Raw genomic sequence first — 17470 nt, forward strand, 5'->3', positions numbered from 1 at the left:
GACAATGGGAGGTGGACGCGAATCCACCTCTTTTTACAGCTTAGGGAAGATGAAAATGCATACCCGATTTATACACTTTTGCTTTTATTGTAAATGTTATGAAAATTGAAGTATAATGAATTATTGGACATATGAAATGAAGCTTATAATAAATTGATGATGATATTTTGAGAGGTGTAAAATGATAATAGATCTTAACAGCGACCTTGGTGAAAGTTTTGGAGCATACAACCTTGGAATGGACAGTGAAATACTGAAATTTGTTTCATCAGTAAACATAGCCTGCGGATTCCATGCAGGGGACCCCATGGTAATGGACAAAACTGTTGAAATGGCCCTTGAGAACAACGTGAAGATGGGAGCCCATCCGGGAATGCCGGACCTTATGGGTTTTGGAAGAAGAAACATGAACATTTCCGGAGATGAAGCCAGGAATTATGTGATATACCAGGTTGGTGCGCTCAAGGCCTTCGTTGAAGCCAGGGGAGGAAAGCTTGCACACGTGAAGCCCCACGGAGCCCTTTACAACATGGCGGCAAAGGATAAGATACTTTCAGAAGCCATAGTGAAGGCAGTGAAATCAATAGATCCAAACCTTGTTCTATTTGGACTTCCGGGTTCGGAGACCGCAAAGGCTGCAGTAGAAATCGGACTTGAGTTCAAGAATGAAGTATTTGCTGACAGGGGATACACTGATGAAGGAGTGCTTGTGCCAAGAAGTCAGCCTGGAGCATTCGTAAAGGGTGCCGAGTATTGTGCCGACAGGATAGCGAGGATGGTCCAGCAGGGCGAGGTGGAAAGTGTAAGCGGAAAAATAGTGAAGATCAAGGCGGATACGGTCTGCGTTCATGGAGACAACGACGAGGCACTGAGTTTTGTGAAAACACTGAGGCAGAGACTTGAAAGCCTTGGATTCGAGATAGGATGATGGAAGGTGGAATCGATGAAACCAAAAGTTATGGCCATAAGCGACAATTCCATAATGATAGAATATCCTGCTGAAATAAGCGAGGAAATAAACAGATGCATTCGTTCCGTTACCAGGGAAATTGGTGATAGAATATCAGATTTAATCGTAGACATAATACCTGCATACCATACCATTACAGTGAACTACGATTGTCTGGATGTTGATTATAACTCTCTCCTGGAGAAAATAGAAGAAATAGTCTCCATGTCCATGGATGATGGAGATGAAGAGAGGGAAATCGTGGAAATTCCAGTCTGCTACGAAGAGCCCTACGGACTCGATATTGATGAAGTTTGCAGCATCCACAATATGACCAGGGAGGAGCTTGTCAAGAGGCATACGGCCCCTGAATATCTTGTCTACATGGTGGGCTTCACTCCCGGATTCCCATACCTTGGCGGAATGGACGAGTCCATTGCAACACCTAGAAAGAAGGAACCAAGGAGCAGGATACCTGCAGGGTCTGTAGGCATAGCAGGATCACAGACGGGAGTATATCCCATAGAGAGTCCAGGGGGATGGCAGATCATAGGCCGCACACCCCTGAAACTCTTTGATCCGTACAGGGAAAATCCGGTTCTCATTGAAGCAGGCCAGTACATAAAGTACAGAAGCATTTCATCGAAGGAGTATGAAGAGATGGAAAGGAATCCGGAGGTGGATCATGGGTAGCATGAAGATATTGAAATCGGGAATGTTTTCAACCATACAGGACCTGGGCAGGTTTGGGCATCAGGCGAAAGGAATATCAGTGTCGGGAGCAATGGATCAGCTGTCTTTGAGGCTGGCAAACATACTTGTTGGAAACGATGAGAAAGCTCCATGCTTAGAGATGACCGTGAAGGGAGACAAGATAGAGTTCCAGAAAGATGCAGTTATTGCAATAACCGGATGCGACATGGGATTCACAGTCAACGGAAGGCCCGTATGGATAGACAGGACGCTCTTTGTCAACAAGGGAGACGTCCTGGACAGCGGATTCTGCAGATATGGAAAGCTTTCATATCTGGCCGTTAGAGGAGGTCTTGACATACCCAAGGTTCTTGGAAGCAGCTCCACGTTTTTAAGAGCATCCATTGGAGGACATAAGGGAAGAAAGCTTATGGCTGGAGACGTGCTGGATTTTCCAGACCTTGAGTCTTCAATGTCGAGAGCAGTGCAGGTCACCAGGGAGATAAAGGACCTTTTATTCCATCCTAGAAAGGTTAGATTTGTATACGGCAATGAAAAGGACAGGTTCACGGAAAAGGGAGTGGGAACGTTTTTGAACTCCCAATACACCATACAGAACGATTCGGACAGGATGGGATACAGGATGAAGGGCGATGTTGTGGAACATGTCACAAATGGAGACATCATATCCGGGGGCATAAACTTCGGTTCCATACAGATTCCCGGAAACGGACAGCCAATAGTGATGATGGCCGACAGGCAGACCACCGGAGGATATACGAAGATAGGCCAGGTAATCCAGTCAGACCTGCCCTACCTTTCACAGAAGAAGCCACAGGATATTGTGGAGTTTCAGTCTGTGACTGTTGATGAAGCAATTGAGCTGTGGAGAGAACTTAACATGAAGATTCGTGCATGGAAGGAAAGCCTTGACTACGGATACTACAGGGTAAATGAGCTGAGAAGGTTTACTCTCAGCTTCAACAACAAAACATACAATGTAAAGGCGGTGGAGGTATGATGGACTATTCAAATGCAACACCGGAAACAATAAGGCAACTGATCAGGAACAGGGAATTCATGATGCCCACCTCGGGCGTGGCTTCAGGTTATGCCCAGGGAAATCTTGTTATACTTCCCAAGGAATATGCATATGATTTCCTTCTTTTTGCATACAGGAATCCGAAGCCTTGTCCTCTGCTCTACGTATCGGACACGGGAGAAAAACATCTGGATAAAATAGCAGCCGGGTCAAACATCTATACTGATATAGGGAACTACAATATCTACAGGGATGGGAAGCTGGTTGAGAATATCGAGAATGTGGAAAAATACCATTCCGATGACCTGGTGTCATTCATAATAGGATGCAGCTTTACCTTCGAGTCTGAGCTGGTGAAGGAGGGAATCAGGATTCCCCATATTGAGAAGAAGGCCAATGTAGCCATGTACGATACAAACATAAGGCTGGAGGACAGTGGAGTTTTCAGCGGAAACATGGTTGTATCAATGAGGCCGATCAAGGCCAGGGACGTATCAAGGGCTGTAATGATAACATCAAGTTTTGCAAAGGTCCACGGTGCTCCCGTACATGTCGGAAATCCTGCTGATATTGGTATTGATGATATAACAAAGCCCGACTATGGAGATTTTGTGGGAATAGAGGAAGACGAGGTGCCTGTATTCTGGGCCTGCGGCGTGACTCCCCAGAATGCCTTGAGACAGAGCAAGATACCATTTGCAATCACCCACGGTCCGGGATACATGTTCGTTACGGGCATAAAAAACAGCGACCTCATAACATATTGAATAATGGAATTTGACAAAAGTGAGACCTATCCCGTTGGATGGGTCTTTTTTTGTTGTATTTTAATACTTGCAAATATGACTTGCGGCAACGAATTAAGTTGTATTTGAATTATTTACTGATAAAAATATAACAAATTTTTTAGCCTTTATTGTTATTTTTATAAAGAAAATTGCAAAAAAAATTTCAGTTAATAAGCCGGATTTTTTTGCTGAAAAAACGCGTGAAAAACCGTTTATTTTTTGAAATGATGGCTGTATGGCTTGATAAAACTCGGTTTTAGAGCTTATGTATACAAATTGTAATTTAGTATCAAAATAGTAACTATATATCCATTTTGGTACATAATACCTAAAAAGTGCGATATTGTACATAGTTTAACAATGTAATATCATTAACCCATATTAAATAGTAATTATGTTTGATTCACACAGGAGGAAAAAATGAATTTTGAACTAAGTAAAGAACACAAGTTGGTTGTTCAAACAGTAAGAGAATTTGCGCAAACTGAATTGGAACCTCAAGCAGCTGAAAATGATCAGAATGGAACGTTTCCAATAAATGAGTACAAGAAAATGGGTGAGATCGGACTTCTTGGTCTACCTTTCAGCACTGAATACGATGGAGCAGGTGGAGACTACCTTTCATACATCCTTGCAGTAGAGGAAATCTCAAAGGTAGATGCTTCTGTAGGTATATCATACTCGGTACAGACTTCACTGAACATGGGAGCAATAAACGCATTTGCATCTGAAGAGCAGAAGAAGAAATATCTTCCTGCACTTTGTACAGGAAAGCATATCGGATCATTTGGACTTACAGAGCCGGGAGCAGGAACTGATGCGGCAGGAGTTAGAACAGTAGCGGTTAAGGATGGAGACAAATATATACTTAACGGACAGAAGTGTTTCATAACTAACAGTCCAATAGCAGATACATTCGTGATATTTGCAATGACTGACAGATCAAAAGGAACCAAAGGATTGTCAGCTTTTATAGTAGAAAAGGATTTCCCTGGAATCTCAATAGGAAAGATTGAAGACAAGATGGGAATAAGAGCATCACAGGTTGGAGAGATCGTAATGGAAGATTGTATCGTTCCTGCCGAGAACCTTATGGGCAAGGAAGGAAAAGGTTTTGGAATAGCGATGAAGACTCTTGACGGCGGAAGAATCGGTGTTGCTGCACAGGCTCTTGGTATAGCAGAAGGAGCAATGGAGCATACTATTGAATACATGAAGGAAAGAAAGCAGTTTGGAAGACCTATCCACAAGTTCCAGTACCTTCAGTTCAGAATGGCAGACATGAAGGCTAAGATCGAGCAGGCTAGATACCTTGTATACAAGGCTGCAATGGATAAGAACAACGGCAAGTCATACTCAGAGTCGGCAGCTATGGCAAAGATGGTTGCATCTGACTGTGCTATGGAAGTTACAACAAACTGTGTACAGATGATGGGTGGATACGGATTCATCAAGGAATACCCTGTTGAGAGAATGATGAGAGACTCAAAGATCACTCAGATTTATGAAGGAACAAACGAAGTAATGAGAATGGTTATCTCAGGAAACATGTTTAGATAATTGGGAGGAATAAAGAGATGAATATAGTTGTTTGTGTAAAACAAGTACCAGATACAAATGAAGTAAAGATAGATCCGGTAAAAGGAACACTTATCAGAGACGGAGTTCCATCAATAATCAATCCGGATGACAAGAATGCAATAGAAGAGGCTTTGGCTCTTAAGGATAAGCACGGTGCAAAGGTAACAGTAATAACAATGGGACCACCACAGGCGGAAGTTGCGCTTAAGGAAGCAATTGCAATGGGTGCCGATGATGCAATACTGGTTTCAGACAGAGCATTTGCAGGATCTGACACTCTTGCAACTTCAAGAACTCTTGCAGGAGCAATAGCAAAGCTTGACTATGATATAGTAATGGCAGGAAGACAGGCAATAGACGGAGATACTGCACAGGTAGGACCTGGAATCGCTGAAAGTCTTGGACTTCCACAGGTAACTTATGTTGAGAATGTAGAAGTTGAAGGAAAAAGCCTTAAAATAAGAAAGGCTCTTGAAGATGGATATGAAATGCTTGAAATCCAGACTCCATGCCTGTTGACTGCTATCGATTCCCTTAACGAACCAAGATACATGCAGATGAAAAACATCTTTACAGCATATGACAAGGAAGTAACTATGTGGAATGCAAGTGACATTGATGTAAATCCTGAGCATCTTGGACTTAAAGGTTCACCTACTAAGGTTAAGAAGACTTGGACCAAGGAAGTAAAGGGAGCAGGAGAATTAGTTGAATTGCCTGCTAAGGATGCAGCAGCTGTTGCACTTTCAAAGCTTAAAGAAAAGCACTATATTTAAGGTGGAGGTTTCGAAAATGAATTTAAATGAATATAAAGGTGTATGGGTATACGCTGAACAAAGAGATGGAGAATTACAAAAAATAGGACTTGAGCTTCTTGGAAAGGCAAGAGAAATTGCTGATGGCATTAATGAAGAATTGACAGCCGTATTGCTCGGAAACAACATGGAAGAATCAGCAAAGGAACTTCTTGCATATGGAGCTGACAAGGTAATATATGTTGAAGACGAGAAACTTGCTCACTTCACTACTGATGCTTTCACTGAAGCAATCTGTGATTTGATAGAAAAAGATAAGCCTGGCATGATGCTTGTTGGCGCTACTTATCTTGGAAGAGACCTTGGACCTAGAATTGCAGCAAGAGTAGGAACAGGACTTACAGCAGACTGTACGGCCCTTGCTACAGAAGAAGGAACTGGACATCTTATGATGACAAGACCTGCATTCGGTGGAAACCTTATGGCTACAATCATGTGTACAGACCACAGACCACAAATGGCTACAGTTAGACCTGGCGTTTTCGACATGATTGCAAAAGACGAGTCAAGAGTGGATGCAGCAAAAATAGACAAAAGAACAACAACGTTCTCAGCAGACGTTGATAGAATAAAGGTTCTAGACGTAATAAAAGAGCTTAAGGATACTGTTGACCTTACTGAAGCGCAATTCATAGTTTCAGGCGGTAGAGGAGTAGGCAGCGCTGAAAACTTCGAAATCTTGAAAGAACTGGCACATGAGCTTGGCGGTACAGTAGCAGGTTCAAGAGCTTCAATCGACAACGGTTGGTTGGATCATGATCTTCAGGTTGGACAAACAGGTAAAACTGTAAGACCTTTGGTTTATGTTGCATGCGGTATATCAGGAGCTATCCAGCATTTGGCAGGAATGCAGGACAGCGAGTACGTAATCGCAATAAACAAGGATGCAGATGCACCAATACACGGAGTAGCTGACCTCAGTCTTATCGGAGACTTGAACAAGCTTGTTCCAGAGTTCACGGCACAGCTTAAGGCAATGAACCAGTAGCAACAAACGGGGAACGATTTATTGTTGTGTGGAATTAGACAGTCGCATAATTACTAAATGATCGGACGCTATATACAAAATCAAACATTAGACTTGTAAATTTTAATAGACCCTGGTTTCAGGGTCTATTTTTTTATCTCTCTTTATTTTAGCCAATAATGGATATATAATAAACATATACAAAGAAAGTAATAAGTTTATCATATAAAGGACGGATATTATGGAAAAAACAATAAAAAGGACGGCTGCGTGGGTGGGAACGGGTTTCATTGTTCTCCTGGCGGTAATAATCATTAACCAGCTTCACAGCGTTTTCGTAGTAACTTCAGCAGTGAACATAAATCTGGGGAGGATAGTCACAGGAATTCTGGCTATATTTTTCTTTGGTATATTTGCAATGCCCCTCATTGGATTCATGAAGCTTAGGAAACCTCTGGAAATACCCGACAGGGAAGATGAGGCAGCCTATGGAAAGTATCTGGCAGCAATCAAGAAAAGGCTCGTGAAAAATCCATTGCTTAAGGCTGTCTCTCATGAATTTGACGGTGAAAGGGAAATAAGTGAGCAGATTTTGTCTGCATATTCCGTACTTGACCGGGAAGCGGAAAAAATCATAAAGGAAACGGCATCGACGGTTTTTCTGACAACGGCGGTATCGCAAAATGGAGTACTGGACGGTCTGTTCGTCATGACCAGCCTGTCAAGAATGGTGTGGAAGGTAAGCCATATCTACAACCAGAGGCCTAATATAAAGGATATATTCCAGCTGTATATAAACGTAGCGGTTACGGTGCTCATGGCCAGGGAGATAGAAGACCTTGCAATACTTGACGAACAGCTGCAGCCCGTAGTGAACTCCCTCATAGGAGGAACCATAGGCACCCTTGTACCTGGGGCGGCAGCGGTTTCAAACCTCATAGTAAGTTCAGTAATTGAAGGGTCTGCAAATGCACTTCTTGCACTGAGGGTAGGAGTAATAGCAAAGAAATACATGACAAGGCTTGAGGAAGGGGACAAGAGGCTCATAAGAAGGTCTGCAACCATTGAGGCATGCAAGCTTCTTGGAACTGTAGTTCAGGTGAATTCAGTAAACATAGTGAAGTCCTTTGTCAAGGCGTCAAAGAGGGCGACAATAGACAGGACCATTGACGGTATAAAGACAGGGGCGGACAAGACAATAGACGGCATAAAGACCGGAGCCGGCAGGACAGGCAGCTTCGTAAAGGATATATTCAAGAAAGAAAGCAAGAAGGAACACGAGGAAGAATAAAACCGGTTGGCCTTGCGGCGGATATATCTTTGATGTAAAATATTTTAGGTACATCAACATTTGCAGCACAATTAGAATCAAGGAAGCGAGATAAAATAACAGATGACAGGAGAACATAATGGGAATACTGATAACAGGTGGAGCAGGATATATAGGCAGCCATACGGTGGTTGAGCTTCTTAACGGAGGATACGAGGTAGTGGTTGTTGACAATTTCAGCAACAGCAAGCCGGAGGTACTTAACAGGATCAGGGAAATAACGGGAAAGGACTTCAAGTTTTACGAGGTGGACATACTGGATGAAAAGTCAATGGATTCCATATTTGAAGAAAACCGTATTGAAGCTGTCATTCATTTTGCAGGATACAAGGCGGTAGGTGAATCTGTGGAACTGCCTCTTAAATATTACTACAACAATCTGACGGGAACACTTACACTTTGCGAGGTCATGAAGAAGCATGGAGTCAAGAAAATAGTATTCAGTTCATCGGCTACGGTCTACGGTTTGAACGAGTCTCCCTTGGTCGAAGGAATGACTCTTGGAACCACTAATCCATACGGAACCACAAAGATGATGATAGAGATGATACTGAGGGACCTCTACATTTCGGACAATTCGTGGAGCATATCACTTCTCAGGTATTTCAATCCCATAGGAGCTCATGAAAGCGGAAGGATAGGAGAGGATCCCAACGGCATTCCCAACAACCTGATGCCATACATAACCCAGGTTGCCGTAGGGAAAAGGAAGCAGCTCAGCGTATTCGGAAACGACTACAACACAAAGGATGGTACGGGAGTCAGGGACTATATACACGTTGTGGATCTTGCCATGGGTCATATAAAGGCTCTTGAGAGGGTCCTTGAAACAGAGGAGATAAATGAGTTTAACCTGGGAACGGGAACGGGATACACCGTACTGGAGGTTGTTGAAAATTTTGAAAAAGCTACGGGAATAAAGATCCCCTTCGAGATAACCGAGAGAAGACCTGGAGACATAGACATATGCTATGCAGATGTTACAAAGGCCAAAGAAATACTGGGATGGAAGGCTGTCAAATCCATGGAGGACATGTGCAGGGATTCGTGGAAGTGGCAGAGTGAAAACCCGAAAGGATATGAACAATGACAGGAATTTTTTATCTCTTCCTTGTATTTTCAGTGCTTGGATGGTGCATAGAAGTAATATATTCATTTGTTAAGAAGGGCCATTTTGTTAACAGAGGATTCCTTCACAGTCCTCTTTGTCCCATATACGGCATCAGTGTGGTCCTGATTTATCTGATAATCAGACCCTTTGTTACAGTATCGTTAAGCTCTTTTGAAGCAAGGGACGCATTCATAGTGTTTATGCTTATTTTTATTGTGACTTCTGTGATGGAATATCTGACAGGATACTTGCTGGAGAAACTTTTCCATACAAGATGGTGGGACTATTCCGACAGGAAGTTCAATATAAAGGGATATGTTTGCATGAGTTTCAGTCTCATATGGGGTCTTGGTGGGACTGCAGTTGTATTCATGTTGAAGCATTTCCTTGGCACCATAGATGTCGACACTGTGGTCAATGAGACTACGATCAATGTAGCCTATGGACTCATTGCTCTGCTGATTACGGATATATCATTTACAGTAAGGTCCATGGTGGATTTCAGGACCATTATACTGGAGATAGAAAAGACATCTCCTGTAGTTGGTGAAATAAAGACTATAATCGATACCCTGAAACCGAAATTCGGAAACTATATGAGAGTCCATGAATTCAAGAACAGACTGGAAGAGAAAATGCAGCTCAATCCTGTTTATGGATTGAAGAACACCCTTGCTACAAAGGTCAGGAGATACCAGAACAGCCTTAACAGTCTTACCAGAAGCAGGCTTTACAAGGCATTTCCGGACATGAAAATAAATATCAGGAATTTTGAGGAAAGATTCAAAAACTATATGCAAAACAAGAAAGAGTCGTAGACTCGCTAAATATGTAAAAGAAAGTTGCCTAAAGGAGATGTGTGCAATTGCTTCATGACAGGGTGTATGAGAAAATTGTTGAAGACATTGTGAGGGACAGACATTTCAGGATGATGAAAAAGGTATACCACCACAGGGACAGTGTGTATGAACACAGCCTCAGGGTTTCATATCTTTCATATAAGCTTGCAAAAAAACTGAACCTTGACTATATCTCCGCCGCCAGGGGAGGACTCCTTCACGACTTTTTCCTCTACGACTGGAGAAAGGAAGGAAAGCTCAGGAGGAAGAAGTTTTTCGAGAAGCACGGTTTCACCCATGCTGCAATATCCCTTAGAAATGCAGAAAAGCATTTCAAGCTGAATGACAAGGAAAGGGATATAATCTTGAAGCATATGTTTCCCTTGAACATAGCTCCACCCAGGACGGCAGAAAGCTGGCTCGTGATGCTTGTTGACAAGTATGTGGCTGCCAGGGATTATCTTGTTTAGAAAGGAGATTTGATTGGTTAAGTTATTGGATATAAAAGACTTGGTGCAAAAAATTGCTGAAGCCATATCCAGTGTGTTGGATATGGATGTTATAATTTCAGATTGTGAATACAATAAAATTGCAGATACAAAAAAGCACTATGATCTGGAGGTTACAACCATAAAAGACACCTATGTCCTGGGCAAGGTTATAAGGACGGGGAAAGCTGTTGTTGTTGAAGGCAAGGAATATGAAGAACAATGTATCAAGTGTGAAGGTAAGGATAAATGCAATCTTCAGGCTATGATTTGCATACCCATTCAATTCAGGAAAAAGACTTTGGGAGCCATAGCCCTTATCGCCATTACCGAAGAAACAAGAGATGACCTATTGAAAAACAGGAAGAATCTAATTGAATACATGAATAGAATGGCTGAATTGATAATCGGAAAGGTTATGGAACAGGAGGCATCCAATAACTTGGAAATAGTAAAGAACCAGATGGTCCATATTATGAATTCCATAGATGAAGGAATCATAACTCTGGATGAAACTGGGGAAATATTATATGTCAATTCTGTAATCTATAACTTCTTTTCATATGACGAGGATTATTTCAAGGGTAAAATGATAAGAGAAATCCTTCTTGAACCATATATTGAAAAACTGGTGGATGAAAACACATCATTCAGCAACATTGAAACTTCCATAAAACTCGGCAGAAGAGAGTTTCATGCTCTCTTGTCGGGCAAGCCCATGAAGATAGGCGGAAAAAGCTCAGGAGCCATACTAACATTTAGAAACATGAGTGACGTATACAATGTCGTCAACAAGGTTTCCCTCAATGACCTTTCCATATCATTTGACAGCATAATCGGCAATAGCAGCGAGGTTGAACGTGTAAAGGAGACTGCAAAACGAGTAGCCAACAGCAACTCAACAGTACTGATTTTAGGCGAAAGCGGTACTGGAAAGGAATTGTTTGCAAGGGCTATTCACTACAACAGCAACAGGAAGGACAATCCCTTCATTACACTGAATTGTGCAGCAATACCTGAATCACTCCTTGAAAGTGAACTTTTCGGCTATGAAGAAGGATCATTTACAGGTGCTGTAAAAGGAGGAAAGATGGGTAAGTTTCAGCTTGCCCAGGGAGGAACGGTATTTCTTGATGAGATAGGGGATATGCCTCTACACCTTCAAACAAAGCTCCTTAGAGTGCTTCAGGAGAAAACAGTCGAGAAAATCGGAAGCAGTAAAAGTATTCCTCTTGATGTAAGGGTAATAGCGGCTACCAATAAGAAATTGGACAATATGGTTGAAGACAGGGAATTCAGAGGAGATTTGTACTACAGGCTTAGCGTAATTCCAATCAATATTCCTCCATTGAGGAACAGACTTGGGGACGTAAAAATTCTATTGGATTATTTCCTTGCCCAGTATAACAAGAGACTTGGCAAGAACATCAAGGGATTCGAGAGAGATGTTGAAGACCAGCTCCTAATGTATGAATGGCCTGGGAATGTCAGAGAACTTGAAAATATTGTAGAGTATGCTGTTAATATGGAAAAATCAAAATATATCAAGATGGAAAACATACCACAGAGAATCAAAAAGAACATGAATGAAAAAGAAGCTATAATAATCACCACCATCGATAGTCTGGAGAAAAAAGCAATATATGACGCCTTGAGAGTGTATGGAAACAACTATGAGGGTAAAATAAATGCAGCGGAAGCTTTGGGAATAGGAACTGCAACGCTGTACAGGAAAATGAAAAAGTACGAAATCAAATAGACAACACGGTTCAATAAATGTAATTGGAGATAAATGCCGAAAATATCTTTCTGATTACATTTTTTTTACAATTATTAATAAATATCATTTTGATATTCTTATGGATGGCTAAAAATACTTGAATTTTGAAGTGCTATTGCAAATTTATCAAAATGATAGGTGAACACAGCGACATTTCTATCAAAATGATAGGGATATGGATATTGAAAAAATTCCAATTTTCTCTAAGTGATTGATATTTGTTGAAATTTCAAGGGTTTCATGGGAACTACAAAATATAAATCAAACTTGGCACGCGATTTGCAATTATATTATTGCAGATGGAAAAGAATCTCGCTTGAAGGAGGTGAAGAAATAGGCGAGATCAGAGTGTTGGGTGGAATTTATAGGAGGTAGTTTAATTGGAACAGAATTTAGAGAAGAAAACAAAAGGAGCAATAATGACAAAGAAAGATTCATCGTTATATTTAGTCATTATAGTTGTAATAGCTTCATTATTGGGTTATTTTACAATCTATAAGAATATAATGGGAGAATACAGTCTCAATGCTTCGGAAGCATTCATGCTGATGCTTGCAGCCCTTGCCATTGGAGAAGTTGTTTCCATAAGGACTAAAGCGGCAATTCCTTCGATTTTCATTACTGCGGGAATCTTCATAATAGGATTTTGGACAATTTTTCCGAAGGACATACTGGAGATAAGCGGTATAGGCAAATCCATGCCGGGACTGTTTGTTATGATTATGGTCACCCATCTTGGAACAATGTTGGACAAGGATGAATTAGTAGCTCAATGGAAAACCGTTGTGGTTACCTTGGCTGGCATGGCTGGTGTCTGCCTTATGGTAATGACAGTGGGAAGATTGCTTGTTGGAACAGAAGTGGCTGCTACGGCGACTCCTCCGCTGACAGGAGGCCTGGTGTCTGCAATTATCATGCAGGGAGCAGTGGAAGGAAATGAATACCTTGTCGTAATAGCAATGGCAATGTATGTTTTGCAGGGATTTGTTGGATTCCCCCTTATTAATCTATGCCTTAAGATTGAGGGCAAGAATGTACTGACAAGATACAGAACCGGAGAGATTTCCCTGGAAGATATAAACGGCGGGAAAAAGGACAAGAAAGAGACTAAATCGAGTCTCAGGATATTTCCTGAAACATCAGGTCAATACAAGACGGATTATATAATACTGTTGAAAACACTTGTACTTGTAGTTATATCAGGATATCTGCAGAATCTGACAAATGGGGTTGTTTCCAAATATGTATTTGCACTATTGGTAGGTGTTCTTGCTGCCGAAACAGGATTCATAGAAAGAAAACCTTTGGAAACATCCAGAAGCTTTGGTTTGTTTATAACTATAATCATGATGTTCGTATTTGCAGGATTAAGCAGTGTAACAATCGAAGTTTTAAAATCAATAATCATCAACTTCATCATATTAATCGTACTGGCTACAATAGGTATAGCCCTGCTTTCAATACCTATTGGTAAAAAAATCGGATTGAGCAAATCAATGGCCTTTGCCATAGGTTTGGGTTCCATTGCAGGAGGATTTCCGGCAAGTTATGTTTTAAGCAATGAAGCTGCAAAACTTTTGTCGGATAATGATAATGAATATGAGTTGCTGCTAGAGCATTTCCTTCCAAAGACCTTGGTATCGGGATTTGTAAGCGCAACTTCAGGATCGGTAATAATAGCTGGACTTTTTGTAAGTCTGTTTTTCTAAAAAATAAAATCAGGAGGACACATTATGTGTAAAGTAAATCAACCAAAAAATACTGACAATGCGGAAGTAAACAAAATTAGGAATGCAATAATTCACAGAGGCATGTGGATGGGACTCATACTCAAGGAAGCAAAGGACAAAGGACTGGACTGGGAGACTTTGGGAAGAGAAGCTGTAAGAAAGACGGGATTCATCCACGGAGATGGAATCAAGGATAGAATGGATGTACAGGGCAGTTTGGTATCTTTTGGAAATACATTCTTTACAGAAGACATAAGAAATATTTTTGAAATAGAGGTTAAGGAAATTACTGAAAATGTCTTAAAACTTGAATACGGACATTGTCCGCTGGTAACGGCATGGCAGTCTTTGGGGTTTGAAGGAGAATTCCTTGAAACTTTATGCGACATAGCGATGTGCGGAGACAGAGGAATTGAAAGCAGATTCGATGAATTTGAATTCGAGTTGGGAAAAACCATAGCAGAAGGTCATGATGTATGTGAAGTGAGTTTCTATAGAAAGAAAGACTAAAAATAGAAGTAATCACCAGCAAACAGTCGATTGTAAAAGCCCAATATTTATCCCCACCCCTAAAAAATATTGGTTTTTTTGGCAGCATAGGAAAGTTGAAAATGCAAAATTCCTTTAAGCTTTGGAATTATGCGGGTAAGGAAGGAAAGAGGCTTTAATGGAAAGAGAAATATATAATAAATATATAAACCTGTTGAGGAAGGAATTGATACCGGCCCTTGGTTGCACAGAACCTATAGCAATTGCCTATTGCAGCGCCGTTGCAGTCAAGAAACTGGGATGTTTTCCTGATAGGATAATTGTTGGATGTAGCGGAAATGTAATAAAAAATGCAAAAAGTGTTACTGTACCGAATTCCAATGGTCAAAAAGGCATTGCTGTAGCAGCTATTCTCGGTGCAGTGGCTGGTGAAGCGGACAGAAAACTGGAAGTGTTGGCTAGTGTTGATAAAAAGCATATTGATGAACTGAACAGGTTGAAGAGCAGTGATTTCTGCAAAATTGAAATATTAAATTGCAAAGCTGATTTAAAGATTTCTGTAAAAGCATGTCATGGCGATGAATATTCTCTGATAGAGATTCAAGACGGACATACAAACATTGTTCATATTGAAAAGAATGAATGCATTGAATATAGCTGCAGAAACAGCTGTGAGACAATAGCGGTTGCTATGGATGAATTCCTCAGTGTCAGGGGAATACTTGAATTTGCAGAAAGTGTTGAAATAAGTGATGTGTCGGAAATGATAGACAGGCAAATAAAATGCAATATGGATATTTCAAATGAAGGACTTAGAAACAAATATGGTACCAGTGTTGGAAAAACCTTGATTGAAACTTGTGGAGAAGGTGTAGCTATTAGAGCAAAGGCAAGAGCGGCTGCAGCAGCTGATGCGCGGATGAGTGGATGTAACATGCCTGTTGTAGTGAACTCTGGAAGTGGGAACCAGGGATTGACAGTCTCATTGCCGGTCATCGAATATGCAAATGAATTGAATGTTTCCAAGGAAAAGCTTTATAGGGCTCTTGTTGTAAGCAATCTTGTTTCAATTCATATAAAATCAAAAATCGGAAAGCTTTCTGCATATTGTGGAGCGGTAAGTGCTGCATGTGGAAGTGGTGCTGCCATTACATATTTGCATGGAGGAAGTTTTACAAACATATGTAACACAATAATAAATACGCTGGGAAATACTTCAGGCATTGTTTGCGACGGAGCCAAAGCTTCTTGTGCAGCTAAAGTTTCATCTTCTGTAGATGCTGCATTGATTGGTCATTCAATGTCCATGAAAGGCAGAGTTTTCGATTCCGGTGATGGAATCATCAAGAATGATATTGAAGAAACCATAAGAAGTGTCGGCAAATTGGCCCAGGACGGAATGAAGGAAACGGATGTTGAAATTCTAAAGATAATGCTTAGTTAAACGATATGTAAAGAAGAAAAGATGGCGCGAGCCATCTTTTCTTTTGATGCTATTTATTATTTGTTTTTTTGAACATCAGCATTACAAATACTCCGAGTATGACGGTAGCTATACTTGCGGTAATCCTGAATGATATGGCAAGTCCAAAGCTGTCCCCTATCCTTCCGAATATGGGGAAAAACGAAATCATGAAGAAGCTGAATGCCATCGAATCGAAGGACAGTATGGTGGCCCTCTGCTGTGACGGTATGAGGCTGTTTAGATAGTTGTTGACCATTATGTATATGATGCTTTCTGTAGCGCTCAAGAATATGAACATGAGCCACATGATGTCCTCTATTGTCATTCCCCAGAAGCAGATTGCAGACAGTATGGACAGAAATACAAGGATGTTCTTCAATGAATATCTTTTTTCTATTTTGTATGCCTTTGATGCCGTAATTGCAGATGCAAGGGAACCTGCCGCCAAAATCAATCCTATCTGAAACTCGGTGTTACCTATAGCCTTCTGATAGTTCTGAAGATAGAAAAACTCAGTGGTGAACATGGTGCTGAAAAGATTCATGAAAATGATCACAAAGGCTATGACGGGATTTTCCCTTACTATGCGAAGACTGTTTTTTAGCTGTTTCAGGAATGTAAGGTATGCCGTCTTTTCCCTGTCGGCAAGTCCTATCCTCGGTTCGGAAAAGGAAAAACTCTGAATAAGAGTTATGACGCCAATGAACAGTGATATCTTGTACACCAGGCTGTAGTCCAATGTGGCAATGTATCCTCCTGCCAGGAGGGATCCCATGGATGCAAGCTGAAAGAATATTTCAAATCTCCCCTTATATTTGGTGTATTCGCCTTCCTTGTCAAGCTCCTTCAGGCTGTCGTATATAAGAGCATCTCCCGCTCCTGATTCAAGGTTATAGCTGAGGGCTGAGAATATGAAGCTCAAGGCGAAGAGATAGACGCTGTTTGCCATCAGCATTATGAAGGTGCTCACTACTGCCAGCAGCCTTCCCATGTATCTTGACACCCTTCTCCCGAAAACATCGGCAACCATTCCTGTAGGTATTTCCATGAGGAATGATGTTATGTGGAAAATAGATTCCATGATTCCTATTTGAAAAAGGTTCAGCCCCTTGTACGCAAGGTAAAGCATCCACACCCCATGGGTGAGATGGAAATTCGATAGCAGTATATATAAAAAGTTTTTGTTCAGATTTTTTTCAAGTTTTTTGTAGTAATTCATGATTTCCTCCGTTGTGAAATGAATTTTTGACAGTAGTAGTTTCCTATAAATATAATTCTCAGTACATCGAGTTCTTCGAATTATCATTAATGTCATATACAAATAAGAAAAGCTCGGAAAGCAGAGCCTTCCGAGCTTGATATCAATTATTGAATCAGAAAACTATACTTGTTTTAACATATTA

16 protein-coding genes are annotated in these 17470 nt (G+C 41.0%); 15 read left to right on the forward strand and 1 reads right to left on the reverse strand.

Going from position 1 to position 17470, the window contains the following annotated elements; genetic code table 11:
* The first annotated feature begins 181 nt into the window (after positions 1-181).
* The 15 genes from BUB05_RS09800 to BUB05_RS09870 all read left to right on the forward strand — a co-directional run bounded on the left by BUB05_RS09800 (position 182) and on the right by BUB05_RS09870 (position 16046).
* Entirely contained in the window at positions 182-928 is a 747-nt protein-coding gene (locus BUB05_RS09800) for a LamB/YcsF family protein (RefSeq protein ID WP_073049431.1), read from the forward strand.
* Between the two features lie 15 nt (positions 929-943).
* On the forward strand, positions 944-1642 hold the full coding sequence (gene pxpB / locus BUB05_RS09805; protein WP_073049432.1) for a 5-oxoprolinase subunit PxpB: 699 nt from the start codon (positions 944-946) through the stop codon (positions 1640-1642).
* A complete protein-coding gene (locus BUB05_RS09810; RefSeq protein WP_073049433.1) occupies positions 1635-2663 on the forward strand; it encodes a 5-oxoprolinase subunit C family protein in 1029 nt (342 codons plus the stop codon). Before pxpB ends, BUB05_RS09810 begins: the two co-directional genes overlap by 8 nt.
* Positions 2663-3451 (forward strand): putative hydro-lyase, encoded by a 789-nt coding sequence (locus BUB05_RS09815; RefSeq protein WP_073049434.1) that lies wholly within the window; start codon positions 2663-2665, stop codon positions 3449-3451. The genes BUB05_RS09810 and BUB05_RS09815 overlap by 1 nt, the downstream gene beginning before the upstream one ends.
* A gap of 441 nt (positions 3452-3892) precedes the next feature.
* On the forward strand, positions 3893-5032 hold the full coding sequence (locus BUB05_RS09820) for an acyl-CoA dehydrogenase (RefSeq protein WP_073049435.1): 1140 nt from the start codon (positions 3893-3895) through the stop codon (positions 5030-5032).
* Between the two features lie 17 nt (positions 5033-5049).
* Positions 5050-5829: an electron transfer flavoprotein subunit beta/FixA family protein gene (locus tag BUB05_RS09825; protein WP_073049436.1), complete on the forward strand. Its 780-nt coding sequence runs from the start codon at positions 5050-5052 to the stop codon at positions 5827-5829.
* A 16-nt stretch (positions 5830-5845) separates the two neighbouring features.
* On the forward strand, positions 5846-6856 hold the full coding sequence (locus tag BUB05_RS09830; protein WP_073049437.1) for an electron transfer flavoprotein subunit alpha/FixB family protein: 1011 nt from the start codon (positions 5846-5848) through the stop codon (positions 6854-6856).
* A 220-nt stretch (positions 6857-7076) separates the two neighbouring features.
* The gene (locus tag BUB05_RS09835; protein WP_073049438.1) at positions 7077-8126 is read left to right on the forward strand and encodes a DUF697 domain-containing protein; all 1050 of its coding nucleotides are present in this window, start codon (positions 7077-7079) and stop codon (positions 8124-8126) included.
* Positions 8127-8244: 118 nt separating this feature from the next.
* Complete coding sequence (gene galE, locus BUB05_RS09840) at positions 8245-9255, forward strand: UDP-glucose 4-epimerase GalE (RefSeq protein WP_073049439.1); 1011 nt, start codon at positions 8245-8247, stop codon at positions 9253-9255.
* A complete protein-coding gene (locus BUB05_RS09845) occupies positions 9252-10094 on the forward strand; it encodes a putative ABC transporter permease (protein WP_073049440.1) in 843 nt (280 codons plus the stop codon). Before galE ends, BUB05_RS09845 begins: the two co-directional genes overlap by 4 nt.
* 41 nt (positions 10095-10135) lie before the next feature.
* On the forward strand, positions 10136-10585 hold the full coding sequence (locus tag BUB05_RS09850) for an HD domain-containing protein (RefSeq protein ID WP_073049441.1): 450 nt from the start codon (positions 10136-10138) through the stop codon (positions 10583-10585).
* Between the two features lie 13 nt (positions 10586-10598).
* Positions 10599-12362, forward strand: coding sequence for a sigma 54-interacting transcriptional regulator (locus BUB05_RS09855; protein WP_073049442.1), 1764 nt, complete (start codon positions 10599-10601; stop codon positions 12360-12362).
* A 401-nt stretch (positions 12363-12763) separates the two neighbouring features.
* The gene (locus tag BUB05_RS09860) at positions 12764-14092 is read left to right on the forward strand and encodes a hypothetical protein (protein WP_245819845.1); all 1329 of its coding nucleotides are present in this window, start codon (positions 12764-12766) and stop codon (positions 14090-14092) included.
* 24 nt (positions 14093-14116) lie between these two features.
* Entirely contained in the window at positions 14117-14623 is a 507-nt protein-coding gene (locus BUB05_RS09865) for an L-2-amino-thiazoline-4-carboxylic acid hydrolase (protein WP_073049443.1), read from the forward strand.
* Between the two features lie 157 nt (positions 14624-14780).
* Positions 14781-16046, forward strand: a complete 1266-nt coding sequence (locus BUB05_RS09870; RefSeq protein WP_073049444.1) for an L-cysteine desulfidase family protein — start codon at positions 14781-14783, stop codon at positions 16044-16046.
* A 49-nt stretch (positions 16047-16095) separates the two neighbouring features.
* On the opposite strand, the gene BUB05_RS09875 is transcribed toward BUB05_RS09870, so the two are convergent.
* Complete coding sequence (locus BUB05_RS09875) at positions 16096-17286, reverse strand: MFS transporter (protein WP_073049445.1); 1191 nt, start codon at positions 17284-17286, stop codon at positions 16096-16098.
* Positions 17287-17470 lie beyond the last annotated feature (184 nt).

The sequence above is a fragment of the Dethiosulfatibacter aminovorans DSM 17477 genome (assembly GCF_900142005.1).
Classification (GTDB): domain Bacteria; phylum Bacillota; class Clostridia; order Tissierellales; family Dethiosulfatibacteraceae; genus Dethiosulfatibacter; species Dethiosulfatibacter aminovorans.

Excerpts from the sequence above, each read along its gene's own strand:
- BUB05_RS09800 (WP_073049431.1), top strand. The coding sequence starts at position 182 with ATGATAATAGATCTTAACAGCGACCTTGGTGAAAGTTTTGGAGCATAC.
- pxpB (WP_073049432.1), top strand. The coding sequence starts at position 944 with ATGAAACCAAAAGTTATGGCCATAAGCGACAATTCCATAATGATAGAA.
- BUB05_RS09810 (WP_073049433.1), top strand. The coding sequence starts at position 1,635 with ATGGGTAGCATGAAGATATTGAAATCGGGAATGTTTTCAACCATACAG.
- BUB05_RS09815 (WP_073049434.1), top strand. The coding sequence starts at position 2,663 with ATGGACTATTCAAATGCAACACCGGAAACAATAAGGCAACTGATCAGG.
- BUB05_RS09820 (WP_073049435.1), top strand. The coding sequence starts at position 3,893 with ATGAATTTTGAACTAAGTAAAGAACACAAGTTGGTTGTTCAAACAGTA.
- BUB05_RS09825 (WP_073049436.1), top strand. The coding sequence starts at position 5,050 with ATGAATATAGTTGTTTGTGTAAAACAAGTACCAGATACAAATGAAGTA.
- BUB05_RS09830 (WP_073049437.1), top strand. The coding sequence starts at position 5,846 with ATGAATTTAAATGAATATAAAGGTGTATGGGTATACGCTGAACAAAGA.
- BUB05_RS09835 (WP_073049438.1), top strand. The coding sequence starts at position 7,077 with ATGGAAAAAACAATAAAAAGGACGGCTGCGTGGGTGGGAACGGGTTTC.
- galE (WP_073049439.1), top strand. The coding sequence starts at position 8,245 with ATGGGAATACTGATAACAGGTGGAGCAGGATATATAGGCAGCCATACG.
- BUB05_RS09845 (WP_073049440.1), top strand. The coding sequence starts at position 9,252 with ATGACAGGAATTTTTTATCTCTTCCTTGTATTTTCAGTGCTTGGATGG.
- BUB05_RS09865 (WP_073049443.1), top strand. The coding sequence starts at position 14,117 with ATGTGTAAAGTAAATCAACCAAAAAATACTGACAATGCGGAAGTAAAC.
- BUB05_RS09870 (WP_073049444.1), top strand. The coding sequence starts at position 14,781 with ATGGAAAGAGAAATATATAATAAATATATAAACCTGTTGAGGAAGGAA.
- BUB05_RS09875 (WP_073049445.1), bottom strand. The coding sequence starts at position 17,286 with ATGAATTACTACAAAAAACTTGAAAAAAATCTGAACAAAAACTTTTTA.